This window comes from uncultured Aquabacterium sp., assembly GCF_947366995.1.
GTDB lineage: Bacteria > Pseudomonadota > Gammaproteobacteria > Burkholderiales > Burkholderiaceae_C > Aquabacterium.
Genome location: NZ_CANBCC010000037.1, coordinates 16,603 through 38,613, shown reverse-complemented (window position 1 = coordinate 38,613; position 22,011 = coordinate 16,603). Strand labels below are relative to the sequence as shown.

General features: G+C 68.1%; 18 protein-coding genes and 1 pseudogene. 6 read left to right on the top strand and 13 right to left on the bottom strand.

Annotated elements, in window-relative coordinates:
• Nucleotides 1–117 precede the first annotated feature (117 nt).
• The 4 genes from prmC (at nt 118) to Q0Z44_RS11055 (ending at nt 2,885) form a co-directional block, all read left to right on the top strand.
• Nucleotides 118–972, top strand: a complete 855-nt coding sequence (gene prmC, locus Q0Z44_RS11070; RefSeq protein ID WP_298012640.1) for a peptide chain release factor N(5)-glutamine methyltransferase — start codon at nt 118–120, stop codon at nt 970–972.
• A gap of 127 nt (nt 973–1,099) precedes the next feature.
• Nucleotides 1,100–1,855, top strand: coding sequence for a hypothetical protein (locus Q0Z44_RS11065; protein WP_298012638.1), 756 nt, complete (start codon nt 1,100–1,102; stop codon nt 1,853–1,855).
• 129 nt (nt 1,856–1,984) lie between these two features.
• Nucleotides 1,985–2,299, top strand: a complete 315-nt coding sequence (grxD, locus tag Q0Z44_RS11060; protein WP_298012635.1) for a Grx4 family monothiol glutaredoxin — start codon at nt 1,985–1,987, stop codon at nt 2,297–2,299.
• Between the two features lie 4 nt (nt 2,300–2,303).
• A complete protein-coding gene (locus Q0Z44_RS11055; protein ID WP_109034603.1) occupies nt 2,304–2,885 on the top strand; it encodes a UbiX family flavin prenyltransferase in 582 nt (193 codons plus the stop codon).
• 18 nt (nt 2,886–2,903) lie between these two features.
• On the opposite strand, the gene Q0Z44_RS11050 is transcribed toward Q0Z44_RS11055, so the two are convergent.
• Both Q0Z44_RS11050 and Q0Z44_RS11045 read right to left on the bottom strand, forming a co-directional pair.
• Nucleotides 2,904–3,578: a lytic transglycosylase domain-containing protein gene (locus Q0Z44_RS11050; RefSeq protein WP_298012631.1), complete on the bottom strand. Its 675-nt coding sequence runs from the start codon at nt 3,576–3,578 to the stop codon at nt 2,904–2,906.
• A 109-nt stretch (nt 3,579–3,687) separates the two neighbouring features.
• Nucleotides 3,688–5,451, bottom strand: coding sequence for a proline--tRNA ligase (locus tag Q0Z44_RS11045; protein ID WP_298012629.1), 1,764 nt, complete (start codon nt 5,449–5,451; stop codon nt 3,688–3,690).
• 113 nt (nt 5,452–5,564) lie between these two features.
• On the opposite strand from Q0Z44_RS11045, the gene Q0Z44_RS11040 reads away from it, so the two are divergent.
• Nucleotides 5,565–6,176 (top strand): RNA pyrophosphohydrolase, encoded by a 612-nt coding sequence (locus tag Q0Z44_RS11040; RefSeq protein WP_298012627.1) that lies wholly within the window; start codon nt 5,565–5,567, stop codon nt 6,174–6,176.
• Between the two features lie 36 nt (nt 6,177–6,212).
• On the opposite strand, the gene Q0Z44_RS11035 is transcribed toward Q0Z44_RS11040, so the two are convergent.
• The 10 genes and pseudogenes from Q0Z44_RS11035 to Q0Z44_RS10990 all read right to left on the bottom strand — a co-directional run bounded on the left by Q0Z44_RS11035 (nt 6,213) and on the right by Q0Z44_RS10990 (nt 17,211).
• Nucleotides 6,213–7,277 (bottom strand): putative solute-binding protein, encoded by a 1,065-nt coding sequence (locus Q0Z44_RS11035; protein WP_298012625.1) that lies wholly within the window; start codon nt 7,275–7,277, stop codon nt 6,213–6,215.
• 213 nt (nt 7,278–7,490) lie between these two features.
• Entirely contained in the window at nt 7,491–8,609 is a 1,119-nt protein-coding gene (gene proB, locus Q0Z44_RS11030; RefSeq protein WP_298012623.1) for a glutamate 5-kinase, read from the bottom strand.
• An 825-nt stretch (nt 8,610–9,434) separates the two neighbouring features.
• Nucleotides 9,435–10,490, bottom strand: a pseudogene (gene cgtA, locus Q0Z44_RS11025) (Obg family GTPase CgtA); the annotation flags it as partial.
• A gap of 217 nt (nt 10,491–10,707) precedes the next feature.
• The gene (rpmA, locus tag Q0Z44_RS11020; RefSeq protein ID WP_109034592.1) at nt 10,708–10,965 is read right to left on the bottom strand and encodes a 50S ribosomal protein L27; all 258 of its coding nucleotides are present in this window, start codon (nt 10,963–10,965) and stop codon (nt 10,708–10,710) included.
• A 45-nt stretch (nt 10,966–11,010) separates the two neighbouring features.
• Nucleotides 11,011–11,322 (bottom strand): 50S ribosomal protein L21, encoded by a 312-nt coding sequence (gene rplU, locus Q0Z44_RS11015; protein WP_109034590.1) that lies wholly within the window; start codon nt 11,320–11,322, stop codon nt 11,011–11,013.
• A 74-nt stretch (nt 11,323–11,396) separates the two neighbouring features.
• Nucleotides 11,397–12,683 carry a patatin-like phospholipase family protein gene (locus tag Q0Z44_RS11010; protein ID WP_298012621.1) on the bottom strand — a complete coding sequence of 429 codons (1,287 nt, stop codon included), beginning with the start codon at nt 12,681–12,683 and terminating at the stop codon, nt 11,397–11,399.
• Nucleotides 12,684–12,769: 86 nt separating this feature from the next.
• Complete coding sequence (locus tag Q0Z44_RS11005; protein ID WP_298012618.1) at nt 12,770–13,675, bottom strand: TIGR00730 family Rossman fold protein; 906 nt, start codon at nt 13,673–13,675, stop codon at nt 12,770–12,772.
• A gap of 126 nt (nt 13,676–13,801) precedes the next feature.
• Nucleotides 13,802–14,596 (bottom strand): molybdopterin-synthase adenylyltransferase MoeB, encoded by a 795-nt coding sequence (moeB, locus tag Q0Z44_RS11000; protein WP_298012616.1) that lies wholly within the window; start codon nt 14,594–14,596, stop codon nt 13,802–13,804.
• The gene (locus Q0Z44_RS10995; RefSeq protein ID WP_109038176.1) at nt 14,593–16,041 is read right to left on the bottom strand and encodes a S41 family peptidase; all 1,449 of its coding nucleotides are present in this window, start codon (nt 16,039–16,041) and stop codon (nt 14,593–14,595) included. The genes moeB and Q0Z44_RS10995 overlap by 4 nt, the downstream gene beginning before the upstream one ends.
• A 198-nt stretch (nt 16,042–16,239) precedes the next feature.
• Entirely contained in the window at nt 16,240–17,211 is a 972-nt protein-coding gene (locus Q0Z44_RS10990) for an MBL fold metallo-hydrolase (protein WP_298012609.1), read from the bottom strand.
• Between the two features lie 172 nt (nt 17,212–17,383).
• On the opposite strand from Q0Z44_RS10990, the gene Q0Z44_RS10985 reads away from it, so the two are divergent.
• On the top strand, nt 17,384–20,128 hold the full coding sequence (locus Q0Z44_RS10985; RefSeq protein ID WP_298012603.1) for a CHASE domain-containing protein: 2,745 nt from the start codon (nt 17,384–17,386) through the stop codon (nt 20,126–20,128).
• Nucleotides 20,129–20,144: 16 nt separating this feature from the next.
• Here Q0Z44_RS10985 and Q0Z44_RS10980 read toward each other — a convergent pair whose 3' ends face one another.
• On the bottom strand, nt 20,145–22,007 hold the full coding sequence (locus tag Q0Z44_RS10980; RefSeq protein ID WP_298012600.1) for a nucleoside-diphosphate sugar epimerase/dehydratase: 1,863 nt from the start codon (nt 22,005–22,007) through the stop codon (nt 20,145–20,147).
• Nucleotides 22,008–22,011: the final 4 nt, after the last annotated feature.

Here is a 22,011-nt window from a genome sequence, read left to right as displayed (position 1 = left end):
GCCGCAGACCAGCTCGCCGAACTGGAAGCGGCCACCGGCGTCTGAACGCCTGCCCGACCACGCCGTGCTGCGAACGCCCCGCCCGCACCGCGCCCCTGCCCTCTTGTCTGCCCGCTCGTGAACACCGCCCTGCCCCGCACCCCCGCCGACGCCCTGCAGCACGCCCGCGCCTGCGGCATCGAGCGCCTGGACGCCCAGCTGCTGCTGACCCACGTCACCGGCCAGTCGCGCACCTGGCTGCTGGCCCACGACCACGACCCGCTGCCGCCCGAGCAGGCCAGCCGCCTCGTCGAACTCGTGGCCCGCCGGGCTGCAGGCGAGCCGGCTGCCTACCTGCTGGGCGACAAGGAGTTCTTCGGCCTGACGCTGCAGGTCACGCCTGCCACGCTGATCCCACGCCCCGACACCGAAACCCTGGTCGACTGGGCACTGCAAATCATCCCCGAGCAGCCACAGGCCGACTCCAGCCCCTTCTCTGTGCTCGACCTGGGCACCGGCAGCGGCGCCATCGCGCTGGCCCTGGCCCACCGTCGCCCGCATGCGGACGTGACCGCCGTGGACGCCAGCGCCGACGCCCTGGCCGTGGCCGCCGCCAACGCCCGCGCGCTCAACCTGCCGCTGCGCTGCCTGCATGGCAGCTGGCTGACCCCCGTGTCCGGCGAACGCTTCAATCTCATCGTCAGCAACCCGCCGTACATCGCCGAGGGCGACCCGCACCTTGCCGCACTGACCCACGAGCCCATCACTGCCCTGACCGCCGGTCCCGACGGCCTCGACGACATCCGGCACATCGTGGCAGAGGCCTGCGCCCACCTGTATCCCGGCGGGTGGCTGCTGCTGGAACATGGCTACGACCAGGCCAACGCGGTCGCCGCCCTGCTGCGTGCAGCACGGTTCACCGACGTCACCACACGCATCGACCTGGGCGGGCAGCCGCGCTGCACGGGCGGTCGGGCATCCTTCACGGATTGAGCGGATTTCCTCGTCGCCCCTGGCGCCCCCCGTCAAAACGGGGAACTGGGGTCACGAACGCTCACAAATCTGATCCACAGACACAGAGCGTCTCCTTAGCATGGGCACCGTGTTCCGGAGGTTCCCGATGCGCCCGCTGTCCTGTCTTGCTGCCCTGCCCCGACCGCATCGGTCGATCCCCGCCCACGCCCGCACTGGCTGCGCGTGGACGCTGGCCCTGCTGCTCGCGAGCACCGCAGCGCACGCACAGATGGTGCCCAAGGCAAGCCACGCCTACCGCCAGTCTCGCACCGGTGACCTGACCGAAGCGCGCATCAGCTGGCAGACCGTGGGCCTGCCCGCCACGCTCACTGCCCGCGACACCGACGGCCCCGACCTTGATGGCCAGCGCCTGCTGCGCCAATGGGAAGGCCGCGTCGGCGCCCTGATCGACCGCCCGGCCGACCCGATGCGCGACCACCTCGGTGCCAGCCTGTCGGTGGCGCCCGGCCTGCGTCTGCGCAGCCTGCACCTGCTCACCGATTACTACGTGGCCGGCGGCCTGCGCGCCACCGCCGGCCTGGTGGCAGGCGAGACCGCCCAGGCCTGGTGGGGCGCCGGCGAGCGGGGCGGTGGCCTCAACCTCAGCCTGCAACGCGTTGAGGGGCCGGCGGCCGGCCTGGAGGGCAGCCCGAACACGCCGCGCACGGCCCCGTATCTGGGCGCCGGCTACAGCACCCGCCTGACGCTGCCGGGCTCGCCCACGGCCTGGCAGCTCAACGCCGATGTCGGCATCACGCCGCGGGCCACCGGCCACGACACCGTGCTGACGCGGGCCACCGACACCGAGGGCACCCAGCGTCTGCGTCACGTCGTCAAGGTGTCGCTCGGCTACGCCTTCTGACATGGGTCAGGCGCCCCAGCCTGCTATCCCTTCCACGCTGCTGCACTTCCGCCACCCTGCCGTCCTCTGGCTTGGAGGCCTGCTATAAACCGGCCTTGTCACCTACACCTTTTTCCGGATGAGCAGGCTATGAGCAACGTTCAACAACGCATCGACGAACTCGTGAAAGGCAACCGCGTGGTGCTCTTCATGAAGGGCAACCCGACCTTCCCGCAATGCGGCTTCTCGGGCCGTGCCGTGCAGATCCTGAAGGCCTGTGGCGTCACCGACCTGACGACCGTCAACGTGCTGGAAGACGAAGAGATTCGCCAGGGCATCAAGGAATACGCCAACTGGCCGACGATCCCGCAGCTCTACATCAACGGCGAATTCGTCGGCGGTTCGGACATCATGATGGAGATGTACCAGGCCGGTGAACTGCAGCAGGTTCTGACCACGCAGTAAGGCCGTGCCATCGGCCCTTCCCCGCCCGGCGCGCCTGATCGTCGGGCTCACCGGAGCGAGCGGCGCGGTCTATGGCGTGCGCCTGCTGGAACGCGCCCGCGTGCTGGGCGTCGAGACGCATCTGGTGGCCACGCCCGCCGGCATCCTGAACGTGCACCATGAGATGGGGCTGGGCCGCGCCGAACTGGAAGCGCTGGCCACCGAGGCCCATGCGCCCGGCGATGTCGGTGCCTGCATCGCCAGCGGCAGCTTTGCCACCGACGCCATGGTGATCGCGCCCTGCTCGATGAAGACATTGGCCGCGGTGGCCCACGGGATGGGCGACAACCTCCTCACGCGGGCTGCCGACGTGACGCTCAAAGAGCGCCGCCGCCTGGTGCTGATGGTGCGCGAGACCCCCTTCAACCTCGCTCACTTGCGCAACATGACGGCCGTCACCGAAATGGGCGGCATCGTCTTTCCGCCGCTGCCCGCGTTCTACCACCGCCCGGCAAGCATCGACGAACTGGTGAACGAGACGGTGGAGCGGGTGCTGGCCACGCTTCAGATTGCCTCAGCGCGGCCACAGGAGTGGCGCGGGCTGTGAGGCCCACGCTCGCCAGCGTCAGCGGCTGACGCTGCGCGCCGCCCCGGCGTCGGCCATCTGGATGGCGGCGTCGGCAGCCGGCACCTGCCAGCTGCGGCGTGCGGCCGTCACCATGTTCGGGTATTCGGCCCGACCCCGGCTGCCGTTGTAGCGACCGAGCGCCAGGAACAGGTTGCCCTTTTCGCGATCCAGGTAGTGCCGCAGGATCACGCAGCCAAAACGCAGATTCGTCTGCATGTGGAACAGCGTGCTGGCGTCGCCATTGCCGATGGTGCGCGCCCAGAACGGCATCACCTGCATGTAGCCCCGCGCACCCACCGACGAGATCGCGTACTTGCGAAAACCGCTTTCCACCTGGATCAGGCCAAGCACCAGCGTGGGCTCCAGCCCGGCGCGCTTGGCCTCGTAGCACACGGTCACGAGAAACTCGCGGCGCACCAGTTCATCGGGCTTGCGCTTGCGCAGCTTGTCTTCCAGCGCCAGAGCCCACCGCTCGCAGGACGCCTTCTGCGCCGCATCGGCAAAGGCCAGCTGGGGCGCCGCCCCACGTCCCACCGCCATCGACAGTGCGGTTCGCACCGAGTCGGCCAGCGGCTCTTCCACCTGGCCGCCGGCCTGCGCCGTGACGGCAGCGCCGCCCAGGGCGCACGCCAGCACGAAAGCAGAGAAACGACGGCAGGACCACTTCAGCATGGCGCGAACTGTACTGGAAGCCGGCCCCGGGTGATCGCGGCATCTGACCGCTGTGGCCGCCTGTTTCGGGGAGATACATCCCCGCAGCGGCCACCCGAGGCCATGCCGATCAGGCCCCGGCCAGACGCGCGCGCAAGGTGGCGAGCAGATCGGCCACCGGCACCTTGGTGGCCGCGACATCGCCACGGCCCTGGTACTCGGCCAGGCCTTCCTTGAGACCCTTGTCGCCCAGCACCACGCGGTGCGGCACGCCGATCAGCTCCCAGTCGGCAAACATGGCGCCCGGGCGCTCACCGCGGTCGTCGAGGATGACGTCCACGCCATCGGCCACCAGGTCGGCATAAAGACGGTCGGCCGCCTGCTTCACGTCTTCCGAGCGGTCGTAGCCCACCGGGCAGATCACCACAGTGAACGGCGCGATGGCGTCCGGCCACAGGATGCCGCGCTCGTCGTGGCGCTGCTCGATGGCGGCGCCCAAAATACGGGTCACGCCGATGCCATAGCAGCCCATCTCGAAGTGCTTGGGCTTGCCATCCACGTCGAGGAAGGTCGCATCCATGGCCTTGGAGTACTTGGTGCCCAGGTAGAACACGTGGCCGACCTCGATGCCGCGCTGGATGGCCAGCACGCCCTTGCCATCCGGCGACGGATCGCCTTCGACAACGTTGCGGATGTCGGCCACCAGATCGGGCTCAGGCAGATCACGGCCCCAGTTCACGCCACGGATGTGGAAGCCTTCCTCATTGGCGCCGCACACCCAGTCGGCCATGTTGGCCACGGTTCGGTCGGCAATCACCTTGACGGGCTGCTTCAGGCCAATGGGGCCGAGGTAGCCCGGCTTGCAGCCGAAATGCGCCACGATTTCCTTCTCGGTCGCGAAGCGGAAGCCCGCCTTCAACCCCGAGCCATCGGCCAGCTGCAGCTTGCCGGCCTTCACTTCGTTCAGGTCGTGGTCGCCGCGCACCAGCAGCAGCCACACGGTCGACTTGACGATCTCGCCGGCCTCGTTGGTCTCGTCGGTGGCCAGCACCAGCGATTTCACGGTGCGCGACAGCGGCAGGCCCAGCAGCTCGGCGACGTCGGCGCAGGTGCTCTTGCCCGGCGTGGCGACCTTCTCGCAGGCTTCGGCCGCGGCGGCGCGCTCGGCCAGCAGGGACACCGCTTCGGCCAGCTCGATGTTGGCGGCGTAGTCGCTCGTGGGGCAGTAGACGATGGCGTCTTCGCCGGTGTCGGCAATCACCTGGAACTCGTGCGAGCGGTCACCGCCGATGGCACCTGTGTCGGCCGCCACGGCGCGGAACTGCAGACCCAGGCGCTCGAAGATGCGGGTGTAGGCCGCGTACATCGCGTCGTACGACTTGCCGGCGGCCTCGACATCCCGGTCGAAGGAGTAGGCGTCCTTCATCGTGAACTCGCGGCCACGCATGATGCCGAAGCGCGGGCGGCGCTCGTCGCGGAACTTGGTCTGGATCTGGTAGAAGTTCTTGGGCAGCGCGCGGTAGCTGCGCAGCTCCTGGCGCGCGATGTCGGTGATGACCTCTTCCGCGGTGGGCTGGATCACGAAGTCGCGGTCGTGACGGTCCTTGAAGCGCAGCAACTCGTCGCCCATCTTCTCGAAGCGACCGGTTTCCTGCCACAGCTCGGCGGGCTGCACCACCGGCATCACCAGTTCAACGCAACCGGCCTTGTTCAGCTCGTCGCGGATGATGGCTTCCACCTTGCGGATCACGCGCAGGCCCATCGGCATGTAGTTGTACAGGCCGGCGCCCAGCTTGCGGATCAGGCCGGCACGCATCATCAGCTTGTGGCTGGCGATCTCGGCGTCAGCCGGGGCTTCCTTGAGGGTGGAGATGAAGAACTGGGAGGCTTTCATGGCGGGCAAAAGGAGCGCGGAGACATGCACCGCAGTCAGGGGCTTGACGATCGCACTAGGCGAAGCGGTCAGGGGGTGCAATAATGAAACCAGTTGAAAATTCGGAGTTGATTATGCTCGACCGGGAGGGCTTCAGGCCCAACGTCGGCATCATCCTGCTCAATCATCGGAACCAGGTTTTCTGGGGCAAGCGCATCCGCACCCACTCCTGGCAGTTCCCCCAAGGCGGCATCAAGCATGGCGAGTCGCCCGAGCAGGCGATGTTCCGCGAGCTCCACGAGGAAGTGGGCTTGCTGCCTGACCACGTCCGGATCATTGCGCGCACGCGCGATTGGTTGCGTTACGAGGTGCCGCAGCACTTCATCCGCAAGGATGCGCGCGGGCACTACAAAGGCCAGAAACAGATCTGGTTTCTGCTGCAGCTGACCGGCCGCGACACGGACATGAACCTGCGCGCCACCAACCACCCCGAGTTCGATGCCTGGCGCTGGCACGAGTACTGGGTCCCGCTGGAGGCCGTGATCGAGTTCAAGCGTGGCGTCTATGAGATGGCGTTGTCCGAACTGGCGCGCTTCCTGCCGAAGCCGCAGGGACATGCCAACCGCTTCCTGCGCGGCAACATGCGCCGTCGCGCGGGCGATGGCCCTGACGACGTCGAGGAAGGCTCGGCCGCACACGGCGGCGCAGGCCCGACGACCGGGCTGCTGGCACCTGACCGCGACTGAGCAGACCGACCGCCGGCGCCCGAAGGCGGACTGCACTCACTCGATCTCGGTCTTGGTGGCGCACTCGGCGTCAGACGGGTTCACGCTGCAGCGGGCGCGCTTGATGATGTTCAGGCCCTGCTTGTTGTAGATGCCCTGCTTGGCGATCTCGATGCGCGACTCGCGGAACATCAGCACGTACTTCGGCACCGCCTCGGCCGGGATGTCGTCCCACATCGCCGTGGGAATGCCCTTCTCGGCGGTCTGCACGATGTTGAGCGCCCGATCGAACTGGCTCAACCAGTACTGCCGCGACTTCTCGCCAAACCCTTCAGGGAACTTGCTCTTGTTGAGCACCACCTGCACGGTCGGAATCAGGATCGGGAAGCGCCCGATGCCGCCCTTGGTGCCGATGCCCTTGTAGAGCTCGAACGGCTTGAAGGCCACGGCCGGCAGGGTCACCATGTCGACGAAGCCGTTGTTGAACTTCGGCCCGATGTTGGTGACGTCCACCGAGACCGGCTGGGCGCCGATGCGCTGGATCATCACGCTTTGCGCCTTGTCGTAGTCGAACGCGGCGATCTTCTTGCCCGACAGTTCCTCGACCGTGTTGATGGTGCGGTCACGCACGATGGGGTAGGCCGCGCCCAGCGGGAAGATGCCGCCGATCTCGTGGTTGCCCTCGACCATCAGCTTGTTGGCCTGCGGCGAGGCAAACACCTGCACCACCTTGCGCACGACCTCGTAGCTCGCATTGATGTCGACCTTGCCGCCCTTGACGACGGTCGTCGAGCCGATGCTGTCGAGCGAGCCGGCCAGGCTGTTGAACTGGCGGGTGCGGAAGGCCGTGGCGATCACGCCGTCGCACTGACCGGCACGGTAGTCTTCGACGGCCACGCGCTCGTCGACGTAGCTCTTGAGCTCCATGTCGGCGCCGGCCTTCTGCATGGCCACCACGAAGTCCGTGGCGGCAGCGTAGACGTCACCGGTCTTGCCGGCCACGTCCCACACACACAGCAGCTGTTTGGCCTGGGCGGCCGGGGCTGCCACGGCGCCCGCCACGACAAGGGCGGACAGCAGGCGAGGGGCAGAGAGACGGAACGGGGTGCGGGAAAGGGACATGGAGCCTCCGGGATGGACACGCGCCGCGTGCCGGGGGAAAAAGAGAACCTGGGACAGCTTTGTAACGCGCCCGGGCCACCCCACCCCGACAGGGACTACCCCAATATGGATTCAGTTGTTGTCACATTTCACGACACGACAGGCGGAGGCCCCGTGTGGTGAAACGCCGTGCCAGGCCGCGCAATGCCTGGCTTTGTACCGTTTGCGACAGTCTCAGGCGAGGACCAAGTTGTCGCGATGGATCATTTCTGGCTCGTTGGTGAAGCCGAGCACCGCGCCGATCTCGCTGGATGGCTTGCGGGCAATCAGGCGGGCCTCGCCGCTGGCGTAGTTGGCCAGCCCGCGGGCCACGTGCTCGCCCCGGAGACTGCGCACTGCGATCACATCGCCGCGGTGGAAATCACCGATGACCTCGACCATGCCGATGGGCAGCAGGCTCTTGCCCTCGTCGCGCAGCTTGACGACCGCGCCATCGTCGATGACGACCGTTCCGCGCAGCTGCAGGTGGTCGGCCATCCATTGCTTGCGCGCGGTGAGCTTGGCGGTGGCCGCCATGAAGAGCGAGCCGATCGGCTCACCCTGGGTCAGGCGCACCAGCACATCGGGCTCGCGGCCCCAGGCGATCACGGTGCTGGCACCGCTGCCGGCGGCGCGCCGGGCGGCAATCACCTTGGTGATCATGCCGCCCGTACCCACGCCCGACCCTGCCCCACCGGCCATCTGCTCAAGCGCCGGGTCGCCAGCGGTGCAGACGTCGATGAAGCGGGCGTTCGGATCCTTGCGCGGGTCGGCGCTGTACAGGCCCTTCTGGTCGGTCAGGATGACCAGCGCGTCGGCCTCGACCAGGTTGGCCACCAGCGCGCCCAGGGTGTCGTTGTCACCGAACTTGATCTCGTCGGTGACGACCGTGTCGTTCTCGTTGATGACCGGCACGACCTTGTGCGACAGCAGCGTCAGCAAGGTCGAGCGCGCATTCAGGTAGCGCTCTCGGTCGGCTAGGTCGGCGTGCGTGAGCAGCACCTGGGCGCTGCCCATGCCGTGCTCGCGCAGCTTGGTTTCGTACATCTGCGCCAGGCCCATCTGGCCCACGGCCGCAGCGGCCTGCAGCTCATGCAGTTCCTTGGGCCGCGTGGCCCAGCCCAGTCGCTTCATGCCTTCGGCAATGGCGCCGCTGGAGACCATGATGACCTCGCGCCCGTCGGCCGCCAGGGCGGCCATCTGCCGGCACCAGGTGCCGATGGCCTCGGCGTCCACGCCCTTGCCTTCGTTCGTGACCAGGCTGGAGCCCACCTTCACGACGATGCGGCGGGCGTTCTTCAACACTTCGTTCATGGGCGACAGGGGGGCAAAGACAGGGGCGCGACAGGCGGGGGCGGAAGCAAGCCGACCGCGCGGGCAACCCCAAGGGGCCGCCGCGCACGGTCAAGGCGCTTACTTCTTGGCGGCTTTCTTCGCCACCTTCTTGGCAGGCGCCTTGACAGCGGCCTTCTTGGCCACCGGCTTGACGGCAGCCTTCTTCACAGCGACGGCCTTCTTGGCGGGGGCCTTCACCGGGGCCTTGGCAGGGGCCTTGGCCGGGGTCTTCACCGCGGCCTTCTTGGCGGCCACCTTCTTGACAGCAGCCGGCTTCACGGCGGACTTGGGTGCAGCCGCCTTCTTGGCCACTGGCTTCGTCACTGGCTTGGTCACCGCGGTCTTCTTGGCGGTCGCTTTCTTGGCGGCCACGGGCTTGGCCACGGCCTTCTTCGTCACCGGCTTGGCGGCCACGGGCTTCACGGCCGCCTTCTTGGCGGTCACCGGCTTGGCCGGCTGCTTGACCTCAGCCTTGACCGGCTTGGCGACCTTGACTGCCTTCGGGGCAGTCGCAGCCTTGACCTTCTTCGCCGGAGCGGCCTTCTTCACGGCGGCGGGCTTGGCGGCCGCCTTGCGGGCCGGTGCCTTGGCGGCTTCGGCCTTCACGGCAGGCGCGTCGGCGGCCACAGCGGCCTTCTTCACGGTGGCCTTTGCGCTCTCCTTTTGCGCAGCAGCCTTTTTCGTGGCGGTCTTGGCGGGGATCTTGGCAGCAGTCTTCACGTTGTCTTTCTTCGGTTTGACCAGGGCTTCCAGGTCGTCGTCGTAACGTAGACCGGCCTGGGCCATCAGGTCGGTCGCCATGGGCAGGTTGGCCTCCACATCGAAACGCACGTCGGCGTCGCGGTGGTGCTCCTGCATGCTCGCCACATGCTGGTAGATCGTCTGGACCAGCTGTTCGCAGCCTGCACGCGTGAGCGCGGAGATCTGGAACACCGGGCCCTTCCACCCATAACGGCGGACGAACTCCAGCACCTTGGCCACGCGCTCTTCCGGCTGGATCATGTCCAGCTTGTTGAGCACGAGCCAGCGCGGCTTCTCGTAAAGCGCCTGGTCATAGATCTTGAGCTCGTTGACGATGGCCCGGGCCTGCTGGACCGGGTCGGAATCGTCGAACGGCGCAAGATCGACCACATGCAGCAGCAGTCGGGTGCGCTGCAAGTGACGCAGAAAGTAGTGGCCCAGGCCGGCGCCTTCGGAGGCACCTTCGATCAGACCGGGAATGTCGGCGACCACGAAACTCTTTTCGGGGCCGGCGCGCACCACACCCAGGTTCGGGTGCAGCGTCGTGAAGGGGTAGTCGGCGATCTTCGGACGGGCGTTCGAGATCGCGGCAATCAGGGTGGACTTGCCGGCATTGGGCATGCCCAGGAGGCCGACATCGGCCAGCACGCGCAGTTCGAGCTTGAGCTTGAACATCTCGCCTGGCCAGCCCGGCGTCTTCTTGCGGGGGGCACGGTTGGTGCTGGTCTTGTAGTGCAGGTTGCCGAAGCCGCCGTCCCCGCCCTTGGCCAGCAGCTTCTGCTCACCGTGCTCCAGCAGTTCCATCATGATCTCGCCCGTCTCGGCGTTGCGGATGATGGTGCCCACCGGCATGCGCAGCACGATGTCTTCACCGGCCGCGCCGAACTGGTCAGAGCCCCGCCCCTGCTCGCCGTTGCGGGCCTCGTGGCGACGCGCATAGCGGTAGTCGATCAGGGTGTTGATGTTGCGGTCGGCCACGACAAAGACGTGCCCGCCCCGCCCGCCGTCGCCGCCGTTGGGGCCGCCGAAGGGGATGAACTTCTCGCGACGGAAGCTGATGCAACCGCTGCCGCCGTTGCCGGCAGCCACATCAATGGTGGCTTCATCGACGAATTTCATGGGGGTGTCCTGAACTGGAGAGTGCGGGCGCGAAAACCGCCATTATCTCGCGGGGATGCAACCCGGAGGATGGGGCTGCGCAGGGAGGGCCGGCGCGGTGCGGCTGGCCGTCGAGGCGTGGCTGCGGATGGCAGGGGCCTTCAAAAAACAAAAGCCCCGGCGGACCGGGGCTCGTGACGCGGGCTGCGCGAAGCAGCCCGCCAGGTCATGTCGACCCTCAGACCGGCGTGACGACGACGGTCTTGCGGTTTTGCGAGCCCTTCACGGCGAAGGACACGGTGCCGTCCACCAGCGCAAACAGCGTGTGGTCGCGGCCGGTGCCGACGTTGGTGCCAGCATGGAAGCGGGTGCCACGTTGACGGACGATGATGGAGCCGGCGGGCACGACTTGGCCGCCAAACACCTTCACGCCCAGCATCTTGGGTTGCGAATCACGGCCGTTCCGTGTGGAACCGCCGCCTTTTTTCTGTGCCATGGATCTGCTCCTTGGGTACTGAAGTTAGACGATGAAGGCGCGAGATCAGGCGTTCACGGCGCTGATTTGCAGCTCGGTGAAGTTCTGACGGTGACCTTGGCGCTTCTGGTAGTGCTTGCGGCGACGCATCTTGAAGATGCGGACCTTGTCGTGACGGCCATGGGCCACCACGGTTGCTTTGACGGTTGCGCCAGCCACCAGAGGGGAACCAACCTTGAGTTCAGCGCCGGAGCCGACTGCCAGAACCTGGTCGATCACGATCTCTTGGCCAACTTCCGCAGCAATCTGTTCTACTTTAATTTTTTCGCCAGCAGCAACCTTGTATTGCTTGCCGCCGGTTTTTATGACCGCGTACATGTTGAGACCTTTCGAAGGGAAAAGAACTTTCTTCACCCATCAAAGGGCGAAGCTCTCCACTCTAGCACAGGCGGTCAATGATGTAAAGGCACGCCGCGGGTGCCGGGCGGGTCCGGCATGTCGGCCGCCCCCAGAGCGGGCTGCAGGCCGGCGGGCTCATCGCCCTGCGCGGGGCGCCGCTGCCAGCCAAAGAACGCCTCGACCTCGGCCCGCTTGGCGAGGGCGTCGGCAAAGCCGAGGTGGATCAGCTCGCGCGTGAACGACGATTCGAACAGCAGGTAGCTGGCCAGGGCCGTGCCGCGCGCGGCCTTGCCGCTGCCGTACACGCCCACCGCGCGCAGCATGGCGCGCACCGCCGGCGGCAGGGCCCACAGGTGGCGGGCTGCGATGTCGTCGATGCGCTGGCTGGGCGCGATCACCAGCACGTCGACCTGGCGCAGGCCGGTGGCCGCGCGCTGTTCGGGGGAAAGCAGCGCCAGCGTCTTGTTGACGCGTTCGAGGCGCTCGATGTCCACGGCCAACGCATCCAGAAAGATGCTGGACATGGCGTGGCCGGCGATGGTGGCCAGGTTGGGGTAGTCCGCTGACGCGCGCCGCGGCTCGGCCGGCTCGTGCAGGCGGCCTGCTCCGATCACGAACACCCGGTCGGCCCCCAGGTGGATGGCCGGCGAAATGGGCGCGGCCTGGCGCATCGAGCCGTCGCCCAGCCAGTGCGGTCGGCCGTCCACACCCAGGCGCACGGCGGGAAACACAAAGGGGATGGCCGAGGAGGCCATCAGGTGGTCGATGGCGAGCGGGGCCTGCACGCTGAGTCGCTGGGAGCGCGTCCACGGGGCAACGGGCTGTGCACTGTCGTAGAAGGTGACGTGCTCGCCGGTGGTGTAGCTCGACGCCGAAACCGCCACTGCATCCAGGTGGCCCTCAGCCATCAGCCGCGGCAAGCGGTCGGTGCGGAACAGCGTGGGCAGGAAGTGGCGCAGCGGATCGTTGTCGAGCAGGGAACGGGGCCGCGCCCGGCGCCACCGCGCCAGGGCCCAGCCCAGCGAGAACAGCGTCAGCCATTTGGCACCCGTCTGGATGACGCCGAAGGAGTCGGAGCGGTAGACCTGCTCGGAGCGGAAGTCGCGCCAGACCTCGACCATGGCGCGCACGGCGAGGTCATAGTGGTCGGCCCGGCAGGCCAGCGCCAGCCCGTTGATGGCCCCGGCCGACGTGCCGCAGATGATCTGGAAGGGGTTGCGCCGCCGGGGCTGGGCGCAGTCGTGCCGGATGTGCTGCAGGGCCTGCAGCACACCGACCTGGTAGGCAGCGCGCGCGCCACCACCCGTGAGGATGAGGGCGGTCTTTCCGGAGGGGCTCATGGCGGTTTATCGGCCTGCTTCAGCCTCGGATTGAAGGGCCCCCGCGCGGTCGGGGGCGGACACACGACGGCGCCCTGCCCCGCCACTCACCAGCCGCAGGCGGTGTCCTGCTCGGGCTGGCCGAGGCCATAGACCCGCTGCAGCGTGGCCCAGGCCTCGTCGGCGGTCTCGACGTAGCGGAACAGGTTGACGTCCTGCGGGCTGATCAGGCCGGTTTCGATCAGGTGATCGAAGTTGATGAGCTTGGTCCAGAACTCGCGTCCGAACAGCAGCACCGGGCGCTTGCGGCACTTGCCGGTCTGCATCAGCGTGAGCACCTCGAAGAGCTCATCGAGCGTGCCGAAGCCGCCGGGGAAACACACCAGCGCCACCGAGCGCATCAGGAAGTGCATCTTGCGCAGCGCGAAGTAGTGGAACTGGAAGCACAGCCGCGGCGTGATGTAGGGGTTGGGCTCCTGCTCGTGCGGCAGCACGATGTTCAGGCCGATGCTCTTGCCACCCACTTCGTGTGCACCGCGGTTGCCGGCTTCCATGACGCCGGGGCCGCCGCCCGTCACGACATAGATCGGGGCATCAAGCTGGGCCGACGCGGTGGTCACCAGGGCCGCGAAGGCGCGGGCCTCCTCGTAGTAGCGCGACATGTCGACGTGGCGCTGCGCCTGGCGGACGGCGAAATCGCGTTCGTGTCCGGGGGGCAGGTCCATCGCTTCCTGCAAGAGCGCGTTGGCGGCCTCGGCCGGCAGGATGCGGGCGCTGCCGAACAGGACGATGGTCGACTCGATCTGCTCGTCGCGCTGCACCATCTCGGGCTTGAGCAGCTCGAGCTGCATGCGCACCGGGCGCAGTTCGGGGTGCAGCAGGAACTCGGGGTCGGCGAAGGCCAGGTCATAACTGCTGTCCGGCCCGCCGTAAAGCGAAGGTTTCGGGGCCCGGCGGACGTCCTGGTCCGCGGTCGGGAAGTTGCGTTCGAGCAGCTCTTTCGGGTTGTTCATGCTGGCGATCCTGAGAGGGGTTTCCCACATGCCGACGCAAGCACGTCGGGAACCCAGTATGCAGCCGCGCCCGCAGGCCCGGCGCGCGAAACAGCGCGCAAGCCGGGGGGCAGTTGCGAAATCCCGTCAGTGCCCCTGGGGGTGCGGTGCGTGGTCGCCACAGATGGGGCAGCCAGCTTGCCGACGCGCGCGCAGCTCGGTCCAGCGCCAGTTGCGGCCGTCGAGCATCAGCAGGCGGCCGGCCAGGCTCTGGTGCCCTTTCCAAGCGCCCTCGGGGCCGGACTGCAGCAGCAGTTTGAGCGCCTCGCCGGCCTGCATCACGCCCATCACGCCGACCACGGGCGCGAAGATGCCGAGCAGCGCGCAGCGCGCCTCCTCCGGCGGGGTGTCGGGCGGAAAGAGGCAGGCGTAGCAGGGGCTGGCGGCGTCCCGCGGGTCGAACACGCTGATCTGCCCATCGAAGCGCACGGCCGAAGCCGAGACCAGCGGCACACCCGCTTCGTGGCAGACGCGGTTGACGAGCTGCCGGGTGGCGAAGTTGTCGGTGCAGTCGAGGACGACTTGCGCGCGCGGCACCTCGCGGCGCAGCAGGGCCTCATCGGCCCGCTGGTGGATGGGCTCGACCTGCACGCCCGGGTTGAGCGCCGCCAGCGCGGTCCGCGCGGAGTGCACCTTGGGCTGGCCGATGCGGTCGGTGGCGTGGGCGACCTGGCGCTGCAGGTTGGTGAGGTCCACCTCGTCGGGGTCGACCACCGTGATGGCGCCGACCCCGGCCGAGGCCAGGTACAGCAAGGCGGGCGCGCCCAGCCCGCCGGCCCCGATCACCAGCGCGCGGCTGGCAAGCAGGTGATCTTGCGCGTCCTCGCTGAACTCGTCGAGCAGCAGGTGGCGGCTGTAGCGCAGCCGCTGGTCGTCGTTCACTGCGCCTGGTTCTCTTCCGGCTTGCGCTCGGTCATGGTCTTGGAGACGGCGACCGGCTTGCCCTTGAGCTGGTTGAGTGCCTGCAGCAGCGGGAAGTCTTCGGCCGAGCCGAATTCGGGCAGAGGCTTGGGCGGCTCGTTCTTCTTGCCGTTGCCGTTGAGCTCTTCCAGCTTCTTCATCGCTTCTTCGCGGGCCTTCTCTCGGGCGGCGTCCTTCTCTTCCTTGCCCTGGCCGCTGCCGATGTGCTTTTCCAGATCGGCTTCGCGCATGCGCAGGGCCGAATACAGGTTGCCTTCGACGCTTTCGTCGACCATCACGTCCGGCACGATGCCACGGGCCTGGATGGAGCGACCGCTGGGGGTGTAGTAGCGGGCTGTGGTGATCTTGAGCGCGGTGTCGGCCGTCAGCTGGCGCACGGTCTGCACAGAGCCCTTGCCAAAGGTCTGGCCGCCCATGACGGTAGCGCGCTTGTGGTCCTGCAATGCGCCCGAGACGATCTCGGAAGCCGACGCCGAGCCTTCGTTGACGAGCACGACCAGCGGCACGGTCTTGAGGGCGGCCGGCAGCTTGGCCAGCGGGTCGGTACCGAAGCGGCGCGAATAGTCTTCGGCGCGCGCCTTGAAGGTGGCCTTCGATTCCGGCAGCTGACCGTTGGTGGACACAACCACGACGTCCTTGGGCAGGAAAGCGGCCGAGATCGCAATGGCGCCTTCCAGCAGGCCACCCGGGTCGTTGCGCAGGTCGAGCACCAGGCCCTTGAGCTTGGGATCTTCCTTGTAGAGCGCGTTCACCTTGGTGACGAAGTCGTCGACGGTGCGGTCCTGGAACTGGCTGATGCGGACCCAGCCATAGCCCGGCTCGATCATCTTCGTGCGGACCGACTGCACGCGGATTTCCTCGCGCACGATGGTCACGGGGAAGCTGCGGTTCTCGGTCTTGCGGAAGATGGTCAGCACCACCTTGGTGTTCGGCTCGCCGCGCATGCGCTTGACGGCTTGGTCCATGGTGAGGCCCTTGACGAAGGTGTCGTCGATCTTGGTGATCAGGTCGCCGCTCTTCATGCCGGCGCGGAAAGCGGGCGAGCCTTCGATGGGCGACACCACCTTCACGAGGCCGTCTTCCATACCGATCTCGATGCCAACGCCCACGAAGCGGCCGGTGGTGCCTTCGCGGAATTCCTTGAAGCTGGTCTTGTCGAAGTAGACGGAATGCGGATCGAGCCCAGACACCATGCCGCCGATGGCGTCACTGATGAGCTTCTTCTCGTCGACCGGTTCCACGTAGTCGGTCTTGATCATGCCGAACACCGCGGCAAGCTGCTGCATCTCTTCCAGCGGCAGCGGGGCCACCGTGTTGCGGGCCGTGGCACCGAGTTGCAGCGTGGTGAGGCCGCCAGCCAGGGCGCCCAGCGCAACCCAGCCCGCGATCTTGAATTTGGATGTCATGGCGATCATTGCCTTGTGAAACCAGCTTCGCGGCCCGTGTCCGTGGGCTGACGAATGAACGGTCAGTATAGGGTCGTGCGCAGGCGCTGGGCGCGGAATAAGGCCATGACCACCCGCCAATCGGACGCCGGGTGCATTTCGGTGGCATCCGGTGCACACCGACGGCACATCAGGCCCATGGGCGGGGCGGCGTCGCGCTCAGGGCGCGATGGGCGCGTAGTCGACGGGCACCCAGCTGAAGCGCCCCTGGCCGTCGGCGCGCACCTGGCCGAGGCCGGGAAATGGCAGGTGGGCGCCGGCCACGAGCAGGGCGTCCTTGGCGGTCCAGCCGAAGAGCTTCAGCCGGGTGGCAAGCGCCTGCTTGCTGTCGGCGTCGAACTCGATGGTGACCTTGGGCCGCGCGAACTGCACCGCCGCGTTGTGGACGATGTCGCCCCAGACCAGCAGCTGCTGCCCACGCGACTGCAGCAGGTAGCTGGTGTGGCCCGGGGTGTGGCCGTTGGACTTGACGGGCGCGATGCCAGGCAGGATCTCCGACTCGCCGCTGAAGGTCTTGAATGCGCCCGCTTTGACGTAAGGCGCCACGCCGTCCTGCGCCATCTTGAAGAAGCGCTGGGCGCCTTCCGGGGCCTTCGCCGCCACATCGGGGTTGAGCCAGTGCCCGGCATCGCCCGCCGAGGCGTACACGGTGGCCTTGGGGAAGACGGCCTGGCCGTCCTGCACCAGCCCGCCGACGTGGTCGCCATGCAGGTGGGTCAGCAGCACCGCGTCGACCTGCTCGGGCTGGTAGCCGGCGGCCTTGAGGCTGGGAACGACCTGTCCGAGGCCGGGGCCGAAGAAGCGCCCTGCCCCGGCGTCCACCAGCACCAGGCGCTCGCCGGTGTTGATGAGGAAGGCGATCACGGCGGTGGGCGTCGGTGTGGCGCGGAACTGGCGTGCCAGCAGCTTCTGAATGTCGGTGGCGGAGGCGTTCTTCAGGAGCTTTGCGTCGAGCATGATCTGCCCGTCGTACAGGGCGGTCACCTCGAAGGCGCCGACCATCTGGCGGTAGTAGCCGGGCACCTGGGTCTTCTGCTGGGGGGCTTCGGCGCGGGCGGCAGGGACTGCAGCGCCCAGCACGGACAGTCCGAGAACGAACGGCGCAAGGCCCCGGGCAAGACGGATCGACATGAAAGCTCCTGGAAAACCGAGATGCCGGACAGTCTAGAAGAGACGCGGCGCCACAGACGGCGGCCATCTCGAATGCCCCCGTGACACAAACGGGTCGCCGGGTGCTATGGTTTGCCTACAACATCACAAGAGCTGGCACCCCACCTCCTGCGCAATGCGCCTCCTGACTTCCATGCCTGCAGTCTGGCCGCATGGTCTGCTCACCTGGCTGATCTACACCGCGGCTGGCCTGGCCGCCCTGTGGCTGGTGCCCCCCGGGGGGTTTGCCTCGCCGCTTTACCTGGCTGCCGGGCTGGGGCTGGGCGCCGTTCTGGGTTGGGGCCGCTGGATGGCCGTGCCCGTTGGCCTCGGGGCGGTCACCGTCGTGCTCTCGCTGCATCTGAGCGGGCCCGGGCCCATGCCGCCGGCCATGTGGGTGCAGGCCCTGATCAGCGGCGTGGGCGCCGGCCTGCAAGCCTGGGTGGGCTCGAAGCTGATTCTCGGCAAGGACGGACGAGCAGGACTGGAGCTGGACCGCCCGCGTCTGGTGGTTCGCTTCATGGCGCTGGCCGGGCCGGTGGCCAGCGTGGTGAACGCCACGGTGTCCGTGGCCGGGCTGCTGGCGCTCGGCCTGCTGCCGCTGGACGGGGCCCCGATTGCATGGCTGAAATGGTGGGGCGGCGACCTGCTGGGCGTGCTGGTAGGTGCGCCGCTGATGCTGGCCTTCACCGGCCGGCCCGCGGCGCTGTGGCGTGCACGGCGCGTCACCGTGGGCCTGCCGATGGCACTGGCCACCGTGCTGCTGTCGCTGAGCATCCACCAGGTGCAGACCTGGGAGGCTCGTCGCAACCGGGATCTGTTCGAGCACGACGTGACGGCCACCGTGCACACCCTGCGCCAGCAACTGGGGGACTATCTGGATGCGCTGGAATCCCTGCGCAGTGTGTACGCGGCCTCCGACCTGGTGGAAGCCGACGAGTTCCGGCGCGCGACCCGTTACTGGCTTTCCGGGTTGACTGGAGTGCATGGCATGGGCTGGGCGGAACGAGTCTGGGCCCGTGACCTGCTGGTGTTCGAAGGCCACATGCGCGCCAATGGCGTGCCGGACTACCGCGCCTTCGACGGCGTGGCGCGGGAACCGCCCTCGGGCGACGAACTGGTCCTGCTGCGCTTCATCGAGCCGCAGGAGCGCAATCGCGCCGCGCTGGGCTACAACGTGCTGTCGCGCCCGGTGACGCGCGAAGCGTTCGAACGCGCCCGCCGCGAGGACCGCCCCATCGCCACCCGCGGATTCCGGCTGGCCCAGGAGACGGGCTCGCAGCAGGGGGTGGTGATCTACCTTCCCGTCTACGATGGTCAGCCCTTCACCCCGCAGGCGCGGGTGCAGGCGACGCTGGGTGGCGTGTTCATCACGATGCGGATGGAGGACGCACTGGGCAACATCCTGCGCAACCGGCCAGGCTACCTGTCGGCCTGCCTGGTGGACCGGACCGCGGCAGTGGCCCAGGTGCTCGGCGGACCGTCGGCGTGCCCCGGTGGCGTGGTGCCCGCCGGTGCCCTGCTGAGCGAGGTGGTGCCCATTGATTTTGCCGGGGCACAGTGGGCGCTGCTGACATGGACGAACGAGCCCGTGCCGCTGGCCGAAGGCCAGTCTGCGTGGCTGTTTGCGTTGGGTGGCGTGGCCTTCGCGGCGGCGCTCGGCACGCTGTTGCTGGTGATGACGGGCCACACCCGCCGTGTGCAGGCCGCGATGGAGGAGGCCCGCGCACAACGGGCTGCCGCCGAATCGGCCAGCCAGGCCAAGAGCGCCTTTCTGTCTCGCATGAGCCATGAGCTGCGCACGCCGTTGAACGCGGTGCTGGGCTTTGCACAGGTCATGGAAATCGACCAGACGCACCCGCTGCCGCCCGCGCAGGTGGCGCGTGTGCAGCAGATCCAGCAGGCTGGCTGGCACCTGCTGGACATGATCGACGACGTGCTGGACATCTCGCGGCTGGATGCCGGCACGGTGCGGCTCGACACCCGACCGCAATCGGTGCGGGAGGCGTTGACCGCGGTGGCGAGCCTGGTGGAGACGCAGGCTCGGCAGCGCCGCATCACCCTGATCTGGCCGGACCGGGTGCCCATGCACTGGGGCGTGCAGGCCGACCCGACGCGGCTGCGCCAGATCCTGACCAACCTGCTGACCAACGCCATCAAGTACAACCGCCCGGGCGGCGAGGTGAAGGTAGCTGTGCAGCGGCAGCAACAGGGCGCGTCGCGGATGGAGATTGCGGTGAGCGACAACGGCCTGGGCATGAGCGAAGCCCAGCAGGCGCAGCTGTTCCAGCCCTTCAACCGCCTGGGGCGTGAATCACTGGTGCCGGACGGCACGGGGATCGGCCTGGTGATCAGCCGCCACCTGGCGCAGCTGATGGGCGGCGAGTTGCGCGCGCGCAGCGAGGAAGGCAAGGGTTCGACCTTCACGCTGAGCCTGCCGGCGGTGGTGCTCACGCCGGAGGCCCCGCCTCCACCGGCCGCCACGGCACCGACGGCGTCCAGCCCCGCTGCCCGACCGACCCGCACGGTGCTGCTGGTGGAGGACAACGCCACCAACACCGAGGTGATCCGCGCCGCCCTGCGCGCCCGGCCGTGGGTGCAGTTGCAGACCGCCACCACGGTGCAGGGCGCCATCCGGGAGCTGCACGAGGGGCGCCAGGGCACGCCTGCGTTGATTCTGCTGGACATCAATCTGCCCGACGCGTCGGGGCTGGAGATGCTCAAGGAGGTGCGGCTGAATCCGGACACGGCCAGCATCCCGGTGGTCGTGATTTCGGCCGATGCGATGCCGGAGCAGATCGACGCGGCGTTTGCAGCCGGGGCCAGCTGCTATCTGACCAAGCCGGTGCAGGTGCCGGCACTGCTGCAGCAGGTGGACGAGCTGTTGCCGCCGGCCTGAAGCCGGGCGGCCCGTTTCAGCGGGGTGCGTACTCGGGCACGAGGGCGTGCAGGCGGGCGCGCAGCACAGCGGGCGTCGCGGCAGCTTCGTCCTCTGCCAGGGTCAGCAGGCGGGCGATCCAGTCGGCGGGCAGTTCGCCGCGCAGCTGGGCCAGCCGCAGCCGCGGGTGCGGCGTGGGCAGCGTGGTGTCGGCGTCGGCCAGCAGCTCTTCATAGAGCTTCTCACCGGGGCGCAGGCCGCTGAACACGATGGGGATTTCGGCCTCGGTGTGACCGCTGAGGTGGATCAGCTGGCGCGCGAGGTCGGCGATCTTCACCGACTTGCCCATGTCCATCACGAAGACCTGTCCGGTTTCGGCCAGCGCCGCGGCCTGCAGCACGAGCTGGGCTGCCTCGGGGATGGTCATGAAGTAGCGGGTGATCTCGGGGTGGGTGACGGTGACCGGCCCGCCCCGGGCGATCTGTTCCTTGAACTTCGGGATGACGCTGCCGCTGGAGCCCAGCACGTTGCCGAAGCGCACGGCCATGAAGCGCGTGCCCGGCGCCTGGGCGGCCCAGTGCGACACCACCATCTCGGCGGCGCGCTTGGTGGCGCCCATCACGTTGGTCGGGTTGACGGCCTTGTCGGTCGAGATCAGCACGAAGCGCTTCACGCCATGCTCGGCCGCGGCCTGCGCCACGCGGAAGGTGCCCAGCGTGTTGTTGCGCAGCGCGATCCACGCGTTGTCGTCCTCCATCAGCGGCACGTGCTTGTAGGCGGCGGCGTGGAAGACGAGGTCGGGCTGGTGGGCGGCCATGGCGCGGCGCAACGCATCGAGGTCCTTCACGTCGCCGACCAGGCGCACCAGCGGCAGGTGCGGGAAGTGCTCGCCGAGGTCCTGCTCGATCTGGTAGAGCGCGAACTCGCTGAGCTCGAACAGCACGAGGCGGCTGGGGCCAAAGCGGGCGATCTGACGGCACAACTCCGAGCCAATTGAGCCGCCCGCGCCGGTCACCAGCACCGTCTGGCCGCTGATCAGCGAGGACACCGCGCTTTCGTCGAGCTTGACGGGCTCGCGGCCCAACAGGTCTTCGGGCTCGATGTCGCGCACGCGGTCGATGCGCGAGCGGCCTTCGCGCAGCTCGTCCGCCGAGGGCACGGTGACCACGGGCAGGCCGGTCTCGGTGGCCAGGTCGATGGCGCGCTGGCGTTGCTCCTGCGTCGCCGACGGCATGGCCAGCACGAGGTGAGTCACGTCGTCGAGCGTGCCGGGCTCCTTGAGCCGCTCGAGCCCGCCCCGCACCGTGAGACCGGCGATGCGGCTGCCCTGCTTGCTGACGTCGTCGTCGAGCAGGCCGACCACCGTCCAGCCGCGGTGCTGGATGCCGGCGATCAGCAGCTTGGCCGCGGCGCCCGCGCCCAGCACCAGCGCGCGATGCGTACCCGGCTGCCCCCCGAAGCGGCGCGCGCGCGATTGCTCGCTGAGCATGCGGATGGTCATGCGGCCAAGCGACAGCATCACCAGCGTGAACACCGGGTGCAGGGCCAGCACGGCCCGCGGGATCTCGACCAGCTGGGCCATGAGCACGACGACGGCGCTGGCCAGGCCCGCACCCAGGCAGACCCAGGCAAGGCGGGTGATGTCATGGAAGCCCGTGTAACGCCAGCTGGCCCGCGGCACGCCCAGCGCCCACGAGACGACGCTGTACACCGCGATCACGCACAGCAGCACGCTGCCGTCGTAGCTGGGGCGCTCGTGCAGCCAGCGCTCGACGCCGAGGCGGAAGAGGTAGGTGGTGTGCCACGCCAGCACGATCAGCAGGGCGTCGGCCAGCAGCACGACGGCCTGGCGACGAGGGCGGAGCGTGTCGAGAAAGCGGTTCAGCGAGGTCCAGAGCATGGTG

Excerpts from the sequence above, each read along its gene's own strand:
- Q0Z44_RS10980 (WP_298012600.1), bottom strand. The coding sequence starts at position 22,007 with ATGCTCTGGACCTCGCTGAACCGCTTTCTCGACACGCTCCGCCCTCGT.
- Q0Z44_RS11040 (WP_298012627.1), top strand. The coding sequence starts at position 5,565 with ATGCTCGACCGGGAGGGCTTCAGGCCCAACGTCGGCATCATCCTGCTC.
- Q0Z44_RS11045 (WP_298012629.1), bottom strand. The coding sequence starts at position 5,451 with ATGAAAGCCTCCCAGTTCTTCATCTCCACCCTCAAGGAAGCCCCGGCT.
- Q0Z44_RS11005 (WP_298012618.1), bottom strand. The coding sequence starts at position 13,675 with ATGAACAACCCGAAAGAGCTGCTCGAACGCAACTTCCCGACCGCGGAC.
- Q0Z44_RS10985 (WP_298012603.1), top strand. The coding sequence starts at position 17,384 with ATGCCTGCAGTCTGGCCGCATGGTCTGCTCACCTGGCTGATCTACACC.
- grxD (WP_298012635.1), top strand. The coding sequence starts at position 1,985 with ATGAGCAACGTTCAACAACGCATCGACGAACTCGTGAAAGGCAACCGC.
- Q0Z44_RS10995 (WP_109038176.1), bottom strand. The coding sequence starts at position 16,041 with ATGACATCCAAATTCAAGATCGCGGGCTGGGTTGCGCTGGGCGCCCTG.
- Q0Z44_RS11065 (WP_298012638.1), top strand. The coding sequence starts at position 1,100 with ATGCGCCCGCTGTCCTGTCTTGCTGCCCTGCCCCGACCGCATCGGTCG.
- Q0Z44_RS10990 (WP_298012609.1), bottom strand. The coding sequence starts at position 17,211 with ATGTCGATCCGTCTTGCCCGGGGCCTTGCGCCGTTCGTTCTCGGACTG.
- rpmA (WP_109034592.1), bottom strand. The coding sequence starts at position 10,965 with ATGGCACAGAAAAAAGGCGGCGGTTCCACACGGAACGGCCGTGATTCG.
- rplU (WP_109034590.1), bottom strand. The coding sequence starts at position 11,322 with ATGTACGCGGTCATAAAAACCGGCGGCAAGCAATACAAGGTTGCTGCT.
- Q0Z44_RS11050 (WP_298012631.1), bottom strand. The coding sequence starts at position 3,578 with ATGCTGAAGTGGTCCTGCCGTCGTTTCTCTGCTTTCGTGCTGGCGTGC.
- proB (WP_298012623.1), bottom strand. The coding sequence starts at position 8,609 with ATGAACGAAGTGTTGAAGAACGCCCGCCGCATCGTCGTGAAGGTGGGC.
- Q0Z44_RS11010 (WP_298012621.1), bottom strand. The coding sequence starts at position 12,683 with ATGAGCCCCTCCGGAAAGACCGCCCTCATCCTCACGGGTGGTGGCGCG.
- Q0Z44_RS11035 (WP_298012625.1), bottom strand. The coding sequence starts at position 7,277 with ATGTCCCTTTCCCGCACCCCGTTCCGTCTCTCTGCCCCTCGCCTGCTG.